Below are 15,298 nucleotides of genomic sequence, written 5' to 3'. Positions count from 1 at the left end.
GGGGCTGCCCCACTTCTGGGGCAGCTCGACAGGCAGCACGGACACTTACCTCCGTCGACCGGGCTCACCGCCCAGGCCGGGCCCAGACCAACGCCGAGACTGAGCCAGCGCTGAGGCCGGGCCAGCGTCGGGCTGGCGGACGGCTTCGCGCGGCGAGGCGGTGACCGGCCGTCAGCTCGCGGCGAGGTGTTCGCGGACGCTGCGGGGGCGCATGTCGGTCCAGGTGCGCGTGACGAAGTCCAGGCACTCCTGGCGGCTGCCGGCGCAGCCCGCGTCGCGCCATCCGTCCGGCGCCTCCCGGTGCCGGGGCCACAGGGCGTACTGCTCCTCGTCGTTGACCACCACGCGGTGTTCGTCAGCCATCAGGGTTGCCTTCCTCGTGTCGGGCCAGGTGCAGCTCACGGGCGAGACTCTCGGGCGAGAGCGCCCGGATCTCCGCGAGCAGGTCGGTGAGGTCCCCGTCCGGTACGGCGGGAGCCGGCCGGGCCAGGTCGGCGACGGTACGCGCCAGCGCGGCGGGGGTGGGTGACTCGAAGATCGCGGCGGGCGGCAGGTCGACGCCGAACGCGTCGCGCAGCCGCGCCACCACCCGGGTGCCGAGCAGCGAGTGGCCGCCCAGCTCGAAGAAGTCGTCGTCGGGACCGACCTCGTCCACCCCGAGCAGGTCCACCCAGATCCGCCGCACCACCTCGTACGGATCGTCGGTTGGCGCGACGGCAGTGTCCGGGGTGGTCGGTGGTGGGGCGGCGGTGACCGGCGCGCTCTCGCCGAGAGTGACCGGACCGGGTCGGTACGCGTCGACCCAGTGCCGCTCGCGGGCGAACGGGTACGTGGGCAGGGGCACCCGCCGTCGTCCGGTGGGCCAGTCGACGGGCGCCCCGGCGAGCCAGAGCCGACCGACGGCCAGCGCGACCGTCTCGTCCTCGCCGGCCGGGGTGCGGTCGGCGGGCAGGCTGGTCAGCACCGTCGTACCGCGGGCCGCCCCGTGCTGACGGACGAGGGTGGCCAGGGTGCGGCCCGGTCCGGCCTCCAGCAGCGCGTACCGCTCGCCCAGCAGCAGTTCGGCGGTGGCGGCGAAGTTGACCGGGTGGCGGAGCTGCCGCACCCAGTAGGCGGGGTCGGTGGCCTCGTCGTCGGTGAGCCAGCGTCCGGTCACGTTCGACACGATCGGCACGGCGGGCGGGCTGAGCGGAACCTCGCGCAGGTGCGCGGCGAAGCCGGCCAGGGCGGGCTCCATCATGGCCGAGTGGAACGCGTGCGAGGTACGCACCTCGCGGCAGGCCACTCCGCGCCCCCGCAGGTCGGCGGCGAACGCGGCGACGGCGGCCGTCGCGCCGGAGACGGTGACGAGGCGCGGCGCGTTGGCGGCGGCCACCTCCACGCCGTCGGGCAGCAGCGCCGTCACCTCGTCGACGCCGAGCGCCACCGACAGCATCGAGCCGGGGCTCTGCGCCTGCATGAGCCGACCGCGTACGGCGACGGTGGCGAGCGCGTCGGGCAGCGTGAAAACGCCGGCCAGGCAGGCGGCCACGTACTCGCCGAGGCTGTGTCCCGCCATCGCGACCGGACGTACGCCACGGTGCCGCAGCAACTCGGCGAGGGCGTACTCGACGGCGAACAGGGCCGGCTGGGTGAGTCGGGTCTCGTCCAGCTCCGGTACGGGCGGGACCGGTTCGCCGGGTGGGCAGAGCAGCGTGCGCAGGTCCACGTCGAGGTGCGGGCGCAGCAGTTCGGCGCAGCGGTCGAAGGCCGCCCGGTAGACCGGCTCGGCGCGGTACAGGGTGCGGCCCATCCCCGCGTACTGCGCGCCCTGGCCGGGGAAGAGCAGCGCCACACCGGCCGGCGTACCGGTGGCGACGCCGGTGCGGACCAGCGGCGAGCCGCGGTCGGCGAGCCGGGCGGCGGCGGTGCGGGCGTCCGGGGCGACGGCGACCAGGCGGTGACCGAACGCCCGTCGCGTGTGGGCCAGGGTGTACGCGGCGTCGGCCAGCGGCACGTCCGGGTTCGCCTCCAGGTGGGTGGCGAGCTGGCTACGGGCCTCAGCGAGCCCGTCGGCGTCCCGGGCGGAGAGCACCAGCACGTGCGCGGACCGCTCGTCGTCGGGGAGTTGCCGCGCCGGTTCGGCGGCCTGGAGCACGACGTGGGCGTTGGTGCCCCCGATGCCGAAGGAGCTGACCGCCGCGCGGGGCGGTCCGCCCAGGTCGGGCCAGGGCTGCGGCGCGGTGGGCACCCGGAACGGGCCGCCGGCCAGCTCGGGGTGCGGCTCGGTGCAGTACGGGCTGGGTGGTACCACCCGGTGGTGCAGCGCCAACGCGGCCTTGATCAGCCCGGTGACGCCGGCGGCGACGTCGAGGTGACCGACGATCGACTTGACCGAGCCGAGCGCACACCGACCCCCGCCAGCGCCCCGACCCTCAGCGCCCCGACCCCCGACCGCGTGCTGGAACGCCTCGGTCAGGGCGCGTAGCTCGATCTGGTCGCCCAGCTCGGTGCCGGTGCCGTGCGCCTCGACGTAGCCGATGGTGGCGGGGTCGACCTCGGCCACCTCCTGGGCGGCCCGGATCGCGGCCACCTGACCGTCCACCCCGGGCGCGGTGAACCCGACCTTCACCCGGCCGTCGTTGTTGATGGCGGAGCCCCGGATGACGGCGTACACCGTGTCGCCGTCGTCGCGGGCGTCCGCCAGCCGGCGCAGGACGACCACGGCGGCGCCGTCGCCTCCCACCGTTCCGGTGGCGCGTACGTCGAAGGGCCGGCAGTGCCCGTCGCGGGACATGATGCCGCCGACCTCGTGGCGGTAGCCGGTGCCGGTGGGCAGCAGGATGTGCGCCGCGCCGGCGAGCGCGACGTCGCATTCGCGGGCGAGCAGCGCCTGCGCGGCGAGGTGTACGGCGACGAGCGACGACGAGCAGGCCGTCTGCACGGCCACGGCGGGTCCCCGCAGGTCCAGGTGGTACGCCACCCGGGTGGGCAGCGAGTCCTTGTCGTTGGCGAGCATCAGCTCGTACTCGGAGACCGAGTCGAGCCGTGGATTGCGGAACAGGTGGTGCAGGAGGTAGCCGCTGGCCGCCGCGGCGGCGTACACGCCGACCAGCCGGTCGGGGTCCCCGGCGAGGTGACCGGCGCGTTCCAGGGCGGTCCAGGCCGTTTGGAGGAAGAGCCGCTGTTGCGGGTCGAGCAGCCGTGCGTCGCGGGGCGAGTAGCCGAAGAAGCCGGCGTCGAAGCGGTCGACGTCCGGCAGCGCGCCGTGCGCCGGCACGTGGTCGGGGTGCCGCCGCTCCTGTTCGCTCAGCCCGTTGGCGGCCAACTCCGCGTCCGTGAACCGGGTGATGGTCTCCTGTCCGGCGAGGACCCGACGCCACAGTTCGTCGACGTCGGCCGCGCCCGGAAAGCGGCCGGCCATCCCGACGATGGCGATCTCCAGTCCGGTCTCCTGGTCGCTCACGCTCGTCCCTCCCCCGCCGGCACCGGGCGGGCCCGGCGGGCCCGGTCGGCCAGCGCCTGCTTGCGTTCGTCTCGTCGGCGGCCGCCGGTCGGCGTCGCCGTGGGCGCGGACCCGCCGTCGAGGAAGCGGGCCAGCTGCGCGACGGTCGGGTAGCGGAACAGCTCCACCGCCGGAACCGGTCGGCCCAGCCGGTCGGCGAGTCGGGTCTGCACCCGTGCAAGCAGCAGGGACGTGCCCCCGAGGTCGAAGAAGTTGTCGTCCGCACCGACGTCGTCCAGCCCGAGCACCTGTCGCCAGGTGTCGGCGATGGTCCGTTCGACGGCCCCGTCGGGCGCCACGTACCTGGCGCCGAGATCGGCGCGGGCCACGGCGGGGGCCGGCAGACGCGACGCGTCGAGTTTGCCGCTGGACGTGAACGGCAGGTCGGGCACCACCACGAACGCGCTCGGCACGAGGTAGCGGGGCAGCCGCCGGAGCAGGCTCTGGCGTAGCTCGTCCACCGCCAACCCGTCGCCCACGAGGTAGCCGACGAGTCGTCGGCCACCGGGCGAGTCGGTCCGCACCACGGCGGCGGCGCGGCGTACGCCCGGGTGCTGCCGCAGGTGCGCTTCCACCTCACCCAGCTCGATCCGGAAACCGTTGATCTTGACTTGGTTGTCCGCCCGGCCGAGGAAGACGAGTTGTCCGTCGGCACGCCAGCGGACCAGGTCACCGGTGGCGTACATGCGCGCCCCCGGCGTCGGCGCGTACGGGTCGGGCAGGAAGCGTCCGGCCGTGAGCGCGGCGTCGCCGTGGTAGCCGCGGGCCACGCCGAGGCCGCCGAGATGCAGCTCGCCGGGCACCCCGGGCGGTACCGGCCGCAGCTCGGTGTCGAGGACGTAGGCGCGTACCCCGGTCAGCGGGCGACCGATCGGCAGCTCGCTGTCGGTGGGCGCGCAGTGGGCGGCCGTGGCGGTGACGGTGGCCTCGGTGGGGCCGTACCCGTTGATCAAGAGCCGGCCGCGCGACCAGGCGGCGGCGACGTCCGGCGCGCAGGGTTCCCCACCCACGGTGAGTACCCGCAGGTCGGGCAGGGCGGTGGGGTCCAACGCGTCGAGGACCACCGGCGGCAGGTCGGCGACCGTGACGCGGTGCCGGACGAGCGCGGCGGCCAGGTCGGGGCCGGGTGTGCGCTCGTCCGGGCCGAGCAGGCGCAGGGTCGCGCCGACGGTGAGCGTGGTGACCACGTCGGACAGCGCGACGTCGAACCCGATCGAGTGGAACTGCAGGACCCGGTCGCCGGCCTGGACGCCGACCAGCCGGGCCTGCGCCTCGGCGAGGTTGGCCAGCCCCCGGTGGGTGCCGATGACGCCCTTCGGCAGCCCGGTCGAGCCGGACGTGTAGATCAGGTAGGCGGCGGCGTCGGGGTGGACGGGCGCCGGGAGCGTGGCGTCGACGGCCGGCGGTTGCTCGTCGAGGCGCAGCAGCGGCACGTCGGTGGTCGGCAGCGCCAACTGCGCGTCGGCGGTGGTGACCACCAGCGCGGCGGCCGAGTCGGCGAGCAGGTGCGCCAGCCGGGCCGCCGGTAGCTGCGGGTCCAGGGGCAGGTACATCCCACCCGATCGGAGTACGGCCAAGAAGGTGACCACCCAGTCGGGGCCGGCGGGCAGGCAGACGCCGACGGTCGTCTCGTCCCGCACACCCCGGGCGGCGAAGGTCCGGGCCAGGCGGTCGGCCCGGGCGTCCAGGTCCCGGTAGGTGACAGCCTGATCGCGGTACGCCACCGCCACCGCGTCCGGGTTGGTCCTCGCCTGGCGGGCGACCAGTTCGCCCAGGCTCGGCTGCTCGGGTGACGCGGGCGCGGCGGCGGCCCAGCGGTCGACCAGGTCCCGACCGGCGGCCGGGTCGAGCAGCGGCAGCCGGTCGACCGGGGTGTCCGGGGCGGCGAGCGCGGCCATGAGCAGGGTGTCGAGCTGGTCGGCGAGCGCGCGGGCGGTGGACTCGTCGAAGAGTCTCATCCGGTACTCGATCCGCCCGTCGATTCGCCCCTCGTGTGCGACGACGGTCAACGTCAGGTCGAACATGGACGTACCGGTGTGCGTCTCGCCGCTGGTCAGCACGGTCACCCCGGGCAACGTCAGCCGCTGTTCCCAGCCGTCCTCGACGGCGAACATGACCTGAGCGAGGGGATGACGGCCGGGATCGCGGACCGGGCGCAGCTCCTGCACCAGGGCGTCGAAGGGCACCGGATCGGTCAGCGCGGTCAGCGCCGAGTCGCGGAGCCGGTCCAGCAGCGCGGCGAACGTCAGTCCACCGTCGACCCGACTGCGCAGCACCAGCGTGTTGACGAAGAAACCGACGGCGGTCTCGCTGTCGATCGTCTGACGGTTGGCCACCGGCGTGGCGATGAGCAGGTCCGACTGCTGGCTGCGCCGGTGCAGCAACGCCGCCCAGGCCGCCGCGAAGATCATGTACGGGGTCGCGCCGGTGCGTCGTTGCGCCTCGGCCACCCGGTCGGCCAACGCGGGAGGCCAGGAGAATTCGATCTCGTGGCCGGCGTCCTCCAGCTCCACCGGACGGGGCCGGTCGGTGGGCAGGTCGAGGCCGGGCGGCGCGCCGGCCAGCGCGTCACGCCACCAGTCGAGCCGCCGGGCCAGCTCGGTCGGGCCGAGCAGCCGGTCCTGGGCCAGCGCCGCCGGCACGTCCCGGGGGACCGTCGGCAACGCCACGGCACGGCCGTCCCGCAGGGCCGCGTACGCCGCCGACAACTCCTCGAAGAGCAGACCCATGCTCCAGCCGTCGCAGACCACGTGGTGCAGGCTGAGCAGCAGCGAGAAGTCATCCGGGCCGGTGCGGCACAGGGTGGCGCGCACCAGTGGCCCCCGGGACAGGTCGAACGGGCGTACCGCCTCGGCGGCGGCGTACCCGTCGATCCGCTCCGGCGCGACGTCCACCACCGTGAGCGGCAGACCGGTCGCCGGCAGGACCAGCTGGTACGACTGGCCGTCCAGCGGCACGAAGACCGTGCGCAGCGCCTCGTGCCGCGCCACGATCTCGTCGAGCGCGCCGCGTAACGCGGCCACGTCCAGGTCACCGCGCAGGTCCACCCGGTACGGCACGTGGTAGGCGGGGCTGTCCGGTCGGAGCTGGGCCAGCAGGAGCATCCACTCCTGGGCGGCGGTGAGCGGGTGGATGCCGTACCGGTCGCCGTCCGCGCGGATCGCCGCGAGGAACGTCCGCCGCCGCTCGGGTGGCAGGGCCTCCACGCGCTGGCGCAACTGGGCGGGGGTGAGCGCGCCGATCATCGGGCGGCGTCCTGTTCGAGCTGGTCGAGCAGGCCCGCGAGATCGGCGGGGGGCGGCCCGTCCAGCACGACCGGCGCGACCGGATCGGCGGACTCGGCGGGCGTGCCACCGATCTCGTCCAACGCGGCGGCCAGCCCGGCAACCGTCGGGTGGTCGAAGATCAGCCGCAACGGCACCTCCGCGCCGATCGCGGCGGCGAGCCGGGAGCGGACCCGGGTCGCCTTGAGGGACCGTCCACCCAGGTCGAAGAAGTCGTCGGCGCGGCGGCGCACCGGCACGCCGAGGACGTCCTGCCAGATCTCGGTCACCGCCCGCTCGGTGGGCGTACGGGGAGCGTCGTCGTCGGCTGCCGGGGTGGCGTCGGGGGCGGGCAGCGCCGCGACGTCCACCTTGCCGTTGCGGTTGAGCGGCAGCCGGGGCAGCACCACGAACACGGCCGGCACCAGGTGGTCGGGCAGTTGCTCGCGGGCCCGTTCCCGGATCGCCTCGACGCCCACTTCCTCGTCGGGCACGACGTACGCGACCAGCCGGGCGTCACCGGCGGCGTCGCGATCGGCGCGCACGATCGCGTCGCGAACCAGCCCGCCGCGGCGCAGCGCCTCGGTCACCTCCCCCGGCTCGACCCGGTACCCACGAATCTTCACCTGGTGGTCGGACCGGCCGACGAACTCGATCAACCCGTCCGGGCGCTGCCGGACCACGTCCCCGGTGCGGTAGAGCCGGCCCCCGGCGCGGGGGCCGAACGGGTCGGGCACGAACGTCTCGGCCGTCGCGTCGGGGCGGCCGAGGTAACCACGGGCCACGCCGTCGCCGCCGATGAACAGCTCGCCCAGCACGCCGGGCGGTACCGGTCGCAGGAGACGGTCCAGCACGTACACCCGGGTGTTGGCGATCGGACCGCCGATCGGCACGACCGGGTCCGCGGCGGTGAGCCGGGCGCAGTCGTACGTGGTGCTGTAGGTGGTCGCCTCGGTCGGGCCGTACCCGTTGACGAGCGTCGTGTCCGGGCACGCCGCCCGCAGCCGCTCCACGGCGGTCCGGTCGGCCTGTTCGCCACCGAAGGTCAGGTAGCGCAGCGCGGCCAGGGCGTCCGGCGCCTCGGTCGCCACCTGCCGGGCCACGGAGGTGGCCAGGAACATCATCGTCACGCCGGTGTCGCGCAGCCGGGCGCGGAGCCGGTCCGGCACGATCACGTCGTTGATGTCCAGGTCCGCGAGGCAGGCGCCGTTGAGCAGCGCGCCCCAGACCTCCAGCGTGGCCGCGTCGAACGACATCGTGGCGGCCTGCCCCATCACGTCGTCGGGGCGCACGTCGATGAAGGTGGTGTCGCGGACCAGCCGGACGATGTTGCGGTGGCTGACGCCGGTGCCCTTGGGGCGGCCGGTGGATCCCGACGTGTACATGACGTACGCGAGTTGGTCGGGGTGAACCGTCACCGCCGGGGGCTGGGCCGGGCCGTCGTCGGTCGGCAGGCGGTCCACAGCGATCCGGGGCGTGCCGTCGTCGGGAAGCCGGTCGGCCAGCGCGGCGGCGTGCAGGATGACGCCCGGCGCGGCGTCCTGGCACATCAGCGCCAGCCGCTCCGGCGGGTAACCCGGGTCCAGCGGCAGGTACGCGGCGCCCACCTTGAGCGTCGCCAGGGCGGCGACCACCCAGGTCGTGGTGTCGGCGAGGCAGATCCCGACGATCGTCTCGGCGCCGATGCCGCGCCGGAGCAGACGCCCGGCCAGGTGGTTGGCGCGCCGGTCCACCTCGCGGTAGTCGAGCCTCTGGTCGTCGTCGCGCAGCGCGGGCGCGTCCGGGGTTCGCCGGGCCCACTCGGCGAACAGCGCGGGCACCGACGACTCGCGCGGATAGGCGGTGTCGGTGGCGTTCCAGTCACGCACCACCCGCCGTTCGGTCGCCGGGTCGAGCAGCGGCAGGTCAGACAGCCGCGCCCCGGGGCGTTCCCGCGCCCGGTCGAGCAGGACGGCAAGGGCCGCCGCGATCGACGCGACGTGCGGGTGTCCGGCCACCGTGGCCGTCGGCCGTTCGTCGGCGTCGTCGATCAGCAGCCGCAACACACCACGATTACCGGGCGGCGGTTGATCGGAGCCAATCGATACCACCGGCCGATAGCCGAGAGGAGTTTCGGGCAATTCCCTGTCATGCGCCCGGGCTTCACGTAGCGCCGTTCGGACCAGGTCCCGCAGCTCGGTCCAGGTGGGATCCTCGGGCAGCCGAACCCGGACCGGCAGCCAGCGTCCACCGTCGGTCGGGGCGGCCGGCGTCGCGGCGAGCAGATCCCGACCACCGACCCAGCGGTGCAGCAGCGCGAACAGGCCGGCCAACACGCTGACCTGCGGCTCGACCTCCTCGCCCAGGTCAACTCGGGCGTCGCCGGGCGGGTCTGCCGTCGGCGGGAAGGGCAGGTCCGGCGGGTCCGGGAGGGCGGCGAGCTGCCGCTCCCAGAAGGCGGAAAGGACAGGAAGAATTGTCTGTTCGGTCATCGGATCTCAGCTCCGATCGGCGGGTGACACGCAATGACCGAGAGTCTGGCCCGCGCCCGTGCCAGTTGCTTGTACGGACAGTTCGGGTGCCGTTGCGGCGACCTGAGGGAAACCTGAGCGCGGCTTTATGCCGATAGCGCATTGCAGTCAGTAAGTACACCGACTCTTTTGGTTATGGCGATGCCGCTCGATGAAGGCAATGATCGTGCCGGGGGGAAGCCACGCCGGGTGACGACTCGCAGGGCCCGGTTGTCTCTTCGCTCGCCTGAGCCTCCACGAGAGAACACAGGAGCGGTGCATGTCCGGAGACCTTGTCAACCATGCCTGGCGCGCGTCGCCGCCGGCTCGCAGCGAAGGTGGAGGCGACGCGTCGACAGCAGAACGACAACCCACGAGTGGTGATCCGGGGCGGACGCTGCGCCACCTCGCCGCCGCCGGTGACCGCAGGGCGGCGCACCTGTGGCTCGCCACCCAGACCGACCTGCTCGCCGTACGCCCTGGAGACGCCGACGTCCCGGTCGCCCAGATCTGGCGCACGGCGCTGCGGCACCACCTCGCCGGGGAACCACACCTGGCGACAGCCCTCCTGGCGACCGCGCCGATCGGCGCGACCGGGCCGCACGCCGTGCAGATGTACTGCCACGCCGCGGTGCACCACCTGCTCGACGACGACATCGAGCGGGCCAGCGCCGACGTCGAGGAGGCGGCCCGCGCCGCCCACGCGTGCGGCGTACCGACCGCCCACCAGGCGTACGCCCGGGTGGTCGTGCTGCTCGCCGCCGCCACCGGCGACCCGACGGCGACCCTCGGGCGGGCGGAGGCGACAGACGGGCTGCGCCGTGCCGACGCCAACCTGTTCCGGCTGATGGTCCACCTGGACCTGGCCGGCCACCTGCTGCGGGCCGGCGACGCCGCTGACGCGCTGCGGCAGGCCGAGGCCGCCGTACGACTGACCGAGGTGGCGGGTGACTCCGGCTACGAGCCGTACGCGCTGACCCTGGCCGCCGTGGCGAAGTGCCAGCTCGGACGGTTGGAGGAGGCGCTCGCCGACGGCGCCGCCGGGCTTCGCCTGCGGGAGCTGGCGGGCGTCACCGCCGACGAGGCGTTCTCGCTGGCCGCCCTCGGCATGGTGCACCGCCGACGGCGCGAGCCACGCCAGGCCCGGCAGGCGTTGGAGGGCGCCCTGAGCGCCATGGCCACGTCTCCGTCACGCCCCACCTCGCCGGCCTGGGTGCTCGCCGAGCTGGCGCGGATCCGCGCCGCCGACGACCTGGCCGCCGCGCAGGACCTCGCCGACCGGGCGGTCACCCTGGCCCGGGAGCTCGAACGGCCGTACGCCCTGCTGGCGCGCGGCTGGGTGGCGCTGCTGCGGGGCGACACCGCCGCCGCCCACTTCGACGCCGCCGAAGCCCGTACCGGGGCCACCGTCGGGCGGCGACGCGCCACCCTCATCGAGGCGCTTCAGCTCACCGTGCTCGCGGCGGACGACCCACGCGCGTCCGCCGGGCTGCTCGACGACGCGGCGGCGCTCTGCCGAGAGCTGGGCGACCCGGCCGAGGAGGCCACCGTCCGGCTGATCGCCGCACGCCTGCAGGGTCGGCAGGCCCGTCGCGGCGCCGAGGGCGCCGAACAGAAACTGCGCCGCTGCGGGGTACGCCTCGACCCGGGCGTCGCCGACGGGCTCAGCGCGATCACACTGCGCGTACCGGCGGTGGTCATCCACACCCTCGGCGACTTCCGGGTGTTCCGGGCCGGCGCCGTCGTCCCGTACGGCGAGTGGCAGTCCAAGAAGGCCCGGGACCTGCTGAAGATCCTCGTCGCGCACCGGGGCCGCGCCGTGCCCCGGGCCCGGCTGATGGAGCTGCTCTGGCCGGACGAGTCACCGTCGCGCACCGCGAACCGACTGTCGGTGCTGCTGTCCACGCTGCGTCGGGTGCTCAGCACCGGGCATCGCACCAGCGGTCGGGGGGCAGTCCTGGCCGACCGGGGTTCGGTGGCGATCGACCTCGACGTGATCGACGTGGACGTCGAGACGTTCCTCACCGCGGCCGAGGAGGCACAGGCCGCCCTACGGGCCGGGCACCCCGACACGTCCCGCGCGCTGATGCGCGCCGACGAGTTGTACGGCGGGGACTTCCTCTCCGACGACCCGTACGAGGACTGGGCCCAGCCGCTGCGGGAGGAGGCGCAGGCCGCCCACACCAGTGTGCTGCGGGCCCTGGCCCAGCACACCCCGGACACCGACCAGAAGCTCGTCTACCTGATGCGGCTGGTGCACCGCGACCCGTACGACGAGGACGCCCACCTGGAGTTGGTGCAGGTACTGCGCTCGGCCGGGCGGCACGGCGAGGCGCAACGCCGCTACCGCACGTACGTCGAGCGGATGCGGGAGCTGGGCATCGCCCCGGCGGGCTGCCCGGGGACGGGCGCCGACACCGGGCAGCACGCGGACTCGGCGGCTGCGCCGGAGGCGCGGGTCGCCCGGTGGCGGACTCCCGACGCGCAGCCCCCGTGGACGGCAGAGGTGGACGCGGGCCGTCCGGCCGGTGTCCCGGCGCAGCGGACGTCGAGGAGGCTCATCGAGCATCCAGCCTGACCGGCGCTCGTGGGTGACCCTGCGGGCTCACCGCGAGCAGGTCCAGGCGGGTTCCGGCGATGACACGTATGGGGGTCCCTTCTCCGTGATGTCACCTGTCACAGAGTGGGATGCCCCGACCCGGTGGCGGTTCGCGGATCGGGGCATACCCGATCAGTGGCGGGGCTGGTAGCTCTTGGGCAGGCGCATGCCGCGCTCGGCCATGATCGCCCGCACCCGGTTGGGATAGTTGGTGATGATCCCGTCGACACCCATGTCCATCAGCGCGGACACGGTGGCTGGGTCGTCGCAGGTCCACGGGATGACCTTCAGGCCACGGGCGTGCGCCTCCGCGATCATGGTGGCGTCGGGGTAGAAGCGGAAGTTCGGGTCGGCGATGGTGCCGTTCTGCGGGAAACCGTAGTTCGGCGACAGGGCGGTGACGCCGGGGATGGCGGCGGCCGCCTTGACGAAGTCACCGTCGTAGTCGTCGGCGTCGATCCCACCGAGCCAGGGGGACGCGCCGGGCTTGCCGACCTGGAGGAAGTCGTAGTTCGTCAGGGCCACCAGCGGCCACTTCGGCGCGAGCCGGTGCATTTCCTTCAACGCGCCCCAGTCGAACGACTGGATGGTGACCTGCTTCTCGAGGCCGGAGGCGTGGATCTCCTCGAAGACGCGCCGGACGAACAGCTCTCGGGGCGCGGTCTGCTCGGGTGCTCCCGCCTCGACCTTCGTCTCGATGTTGAGGGTGACCTGCTTCGCCCGGTAGCTCTTGACGAGGTCGAGGACGTCCCTCAACTCGACCATCCGGAAGCCCTTGACCTGCTCCTGCTCGGGAAAGCCCGGGAGCTGCTGGTAGCCGCAGTCCATGGTCTTGACCTGGGCGAGGGTGAGGTCCTTGAGGTACTTGCCGACGTACGGGTACATCGGGTCGCCGGCCGTGACCGGCGCGGTGTCGGCGCACTTCTGCGCGCTGACCTGGCGGTCGTGGTTGACCACGACCTTCTGGTCCTTGGTGATCTGGGTGTCCATCTCCAGGGTGGTGACACCGAGGCGCAGGGCCTTGGCGAAGCCCTCCAGCGACTCCTCGGTGGTCATGCCGATGCCACCGCGGTGCGCCTGGAGGTCGAAGTGGGTCTTCTGCGGGAGCAGCGCGTTGGCACTGTCGACGGTCGACGCGTGCGCGGCCACCGGAACGGCGAGCGCGGGCAGGACGACGAGGCCCGCCAGAATGTGACGCAGGGACATGGTACGAGAACCTCAGCTCTTCAGGTGCAGATGCGCTGGCCACGCTAGGTGGGAGACGGTCGGCCCCGATGACCTCGCCGCGTGCGGAGCGTGAACGCTCGCCGAACCTCAGAAGCACCTGCCGTTCGCCGACGGCCGCCCTGTCGATGCGGTGACCGTCGGCGAACGCCCCACGGCTAACCGCCGAGGGTGACGTGCAGGACGCGCTCGTTGCTGTTGTTCGGGGTGCTGTCCTTGTCACCGGTGTTGGTGGTGGTCAGCCACAGACCCCCGCCCGGGGCCGGCTCCACGGTGCGCAGCCGACCGTAGGTGCCGCTGAAGTACGTCTGCACATTCGTCAGGCTGCTGCCGCTGATCACGGCGCGGTACATCCGCGCGCCACGAGCGCAGGCGACGTAGAGGGCGTCGCGCACGATCGTGATGCCGGAGCAGGAGCCCTCGGCGGTCGGGTAGGTGCGCGCCGGCGCGAGGTAACCGGCGGTGCCGCAGGTGCCGCTGGTGCCCTCGCAGGCCGGCCAGCCGTAGTTCCCACCCTTGGTGATCAGGTTCGTCTCGTCCATGATCGAGTTACCGAACTCCTGCTCCCACAGGCGGCCCTGCGAGTCGAACGCGAGCCCCTGCGGATTGCGGTGCCCGTAGCTCCACACGTGGTTGCCGAACGGGTTGTCACTCGGGACGCTGCCGTCCGGGTTGAGGCGAAGGATCTTGCCCTCCAGAGCGGCACGATCCTGGGCGTACGCGCCGTTCTGCGCGTCGCCGGTGCTCGCGTAGAGCTTGCCGTCCGGGCCGAACCGCAGCCGGCCGCCGTTGTGGTACTTGTTACGCCGGATCCCGCTCAGCAGGACCTGTTCGCCGGAGGTGGTGAGCCTGCCGTTCTCCAGCTTGATCCGCACGATCCGGTTGTCGCTCGGCGAGGTGTGCATGATGTAGAGCCACCGGTCGCTGGCGAAGCTCGACGAGATCGCGAGGCCCATCAGTCCACCCTCGCCGTCGGTGCTCTGCACGTTCGGCACGGTGCCGACGGTGGTCTTCGCCCCCGTGGCCGGGTCGAGCTGGATGATGTCGTGCGCGTCGCGGCGGTTGTACAGGACGGTCCCGTCCGGCAGCGTCACCAGCCCCCACGGAACGTCGGTGTCGGTCGTGACCTGGCGCACCGTGCACACCGGGTTGGCGCAGGTGGCACCGGTGCTCACCGCGACGGAGGCGCTGCGCGAGGAGGCGTTGTCCTGCCCGTCGCGGGCCGCCACCTGGTACTGGTAGGTGGTGTTCGCCGCCAGGCCGCTGTCGGTGAAGGTGGTCACCGGCGGAGCGCCGGTCACGGCGCCGATCTTCACGCCACCGCGGTAGATGTCGTACGCCCGGACCCCGACGTTGTCGCTGGACGCGGTCCAGCGCAGGGTGACGGTGGTGCCCGAGGCGCTGCCCGTGAGCTGCGTCGGCGTGCTCGGCGGCACCGTGTCGGCCTGGCACTGCGGCGGGGTGATCGTCACGGTGGAGCTGGCCTGCGACACGTTGCCGGCGGCGTCCCGCGCGTTGACGTAGAGGCCCCAGGTCGCGCCGGGCACGACGGTGAGGTTGGCGGACAGGGTGCTTGCGCTCACCGACGTCATCAGCTGGCCGTCGTGGTAGATGTCGTAGTACGCCACCGCCACGTTGTCCGTCGAGGCGTTCCAGGCGAACGTCACCGAGTTGCAGGTCAGACCGCTGACCCGGGCGTTGCCGGGCGGCGTGGGTGGCTGGCTGTCGGCGCTGCCGAACGACGACGTCCAGCGCTGGTTGGCCTGCCCGTTACAGGTCCAGAGACCGACCGTCGTGCTGTTGGCGGTGCCGCCACCCGTCACGTCCAGGCAGAGTCCCGACTGGACGCCGACGATGGTCCCGTTGGTGTTGATCTGCCAGCGCTGGTTCGCCCCGCCGGTGCAGCCGTAGATCTGCACGGCGGCCGGCGCGGTGGTGTCCTGCCCGACGACGTCCAGGCACATCGTCGCGTCGTAGACCCGCAACTCGCCGGCCGCGGTGAGGGTCCACGCCTGGTTGGCCTGTCCGCCGCAGTCATAGATATTGATCCCGGTGCCGGCGGTCCGGCCGCCGCCCACCACGTCCAGGCATCGGCCGGACGCCGCGCCGACGATCGTCGACGGACCGGCCGCCGACGCCGGCACGCCGAGCGTCACGGCCACCAGCACCGCCACGGTCACCGGCGGCAGGAGCCGTCGTGGTCTGAGCCGCGCGAAAATGCTCATCCGTCCTCCAAGGT

The 15,298-nt window shown here is 73.4% G+C and carries 7 protein-coding genes; 1 reads left to right on the top strand and 6 read right to left on the bottom strand.

The annotated features are described in order from the left end of the window. Positions 1-171 precede the first annotated feature (171 nt). From AB0I89_RS14360 to AB0I89_RS14345, 4 genes are read right to left on the bottom strand one after another with little or no spacing between them, the layout of a single operon-like run. Entirely contained in the window at positions 172-363 is a 192-nt protein-coding gene (locus AB0I89_RS14360; RefSeq protein WP_355048249.1) for an MbtH family protein, read from the bottom strand. Further along, positions 356-3,445 carry a type I polyketide synthase gene (locus AB0I89_RS14355; RefSeq protein ID WP_357125607.1) on the bottom strand — a complete coding sequence of 1,030 codons (3,090 nt, stop codon included), beginning with the start codon at positions 3,443-3,445 and terminating at the stop codon, positions 356-358. The genes AB0I89_RS14360 and AB0I89_RS14355 overlap by 8 nt, the downstream gene beginning before the upstream one ends. After that, the gene (locus AB0I89_RS14350) at positions 3,442-6,729 is read right to left on the bottom strand and encodes an amino acid adenylation domain-containing protein (RefSeq protein ID WP_357125604.1); all 3,288 of its coding nucleotides are present in this window, start codon (positions 6,727-6,729) and stop codon (positions 3,442-3,444) included. The genes AB0I89_RS14355 and AB0I89_RS14350 overlap by 4 nt, the downstream gene beginning before the upstream one ends. Continuing rightward, entirely contained in the window at positions 6,726-9,218 is a 2,493-nt protein-coding gene (locus tag AB0I89_RS14345; protein ID WP_357125601.1) for an amino acid adenylation domain-containing protein, read from the bottom strand. The genes AB0I89_RS14350 and AB0I89_RS14345 overlap by 4 nt, the downstream gene beginning before the upstream one ends. Before the next feature lie 298 nt (positions 9,219-9,516). On the opposite strand from AB0I89_RS14345, the gene AB0I89_RS14340 reads away from it, so the two are divergent. Beyond that, the gene (locus AB0I89_RS14340) at positions 9,517-11,814 is read left to right on the top strand and encodes a BTAD domain-containing putative transcriptional regulator (protein ID WP_357125598.1); all 2,298 of its coding nucleotides are present in this window, start codon (positions 9,517-9,519) and stop codon (positions 11,812-11,814) included. Between the two features lie 153 nt (positions 11,815-11,967). Here the strand turns inward: AB0I89_RS14340 and AB0I89_RS14335 are convergent, their stop codons facing one another. Both AB0I89_RS14335 and AB0I89_RS14330 read right to left on the bottom strand, forming a co-directional pair. Further along, positions 11,968-13,041 (bottom strand): glycerophosphodiester phosphodiesterase family protein, encoded by a 1,074-nt coding sequence (locus AB0I89_RS14335; protein ID WP_357125595.1) that lies wholly within the window; start codon positions 13,039-13,041, stop codon positions 11,968-11,970. 176 nt (positions 13,042-13,217) lie between these two features. Continuing rightward, positions 13,218-15,284 (bottom strand): PQQ-dependent sugar dehydrogenase, encoded by a 2,067-nt coding sequence (locus AB0I89_RS14330; RefSeq protein ID WP_357125592.1) that lies wholly within the window; start codon positions 15,282-15,284, stop codon positions 13,218-13,220. Positions 15,285-15,298: the final 14 nt, after the last annotated feature.

This window comes from Micromonospora sp. NPDC049801 (assembly GCF_040656575.1).
In the GTDB taxonomy this organism is placed as follows: Bacteria; Actinomycetota; Actinomycetes; order Mycobacteriales; family Micromonosporaceae; genus Micromonospora.
This window is presented reverse-complemented; position numbering and strand designations above follow the sequence as displayed.

What these genes read in the sequence shown, in the direction of transcription:
- AB0I89_RS14360 (WP_355048249.1), bottom strand. Translation starts at nt 363, where the DNA reads ATGGCTGACGAACACCGCGTGGTGGTCAACGACGAGGAGCAGTACGCC.
- AB0I89_RS14350 (WP_357125604.1), bottom strand. Translation starts at nt 6,729, where the DNA reads ATGATCGGCGCGCTCACCCCCGCCCAGTTGCGCCAGCGCGTGGAGGCC.
- AB0I89_RS14345 (WP_357125601.1), bottom strand. Translation starts at nt 9,218, where the DNA reads ATGACCGAACAGACAATTCTTCCTGTCCTTTCCGCCTTCTGGGAGCGG.
- AB0I89_RS14340 (WP_357125598.1), top strand. Translation starts at nt 9,517, where the DNA reads ATGTCCGGAGACCTTGTCAACCATGCCTGGCGCGCGTCGCCGCCGGCT.
- AB0I89_RS14335 (WP_357125595.1), bottom strand. Translation starts at nt 13,041, where the DNA reads ATGTCCCTGCGTCACATTCTGGCGGGCCTCGTCGTCCTGCCCGCGCTC.
- AB0I89_RS14330 (WP_357125592.1), bottom strand. Translation starts at nt 15,284, where the DNA reads ATGAGCATTTTCGCGCGGCTCAGACCACGACGGCTCCTGCCGCCGGTG.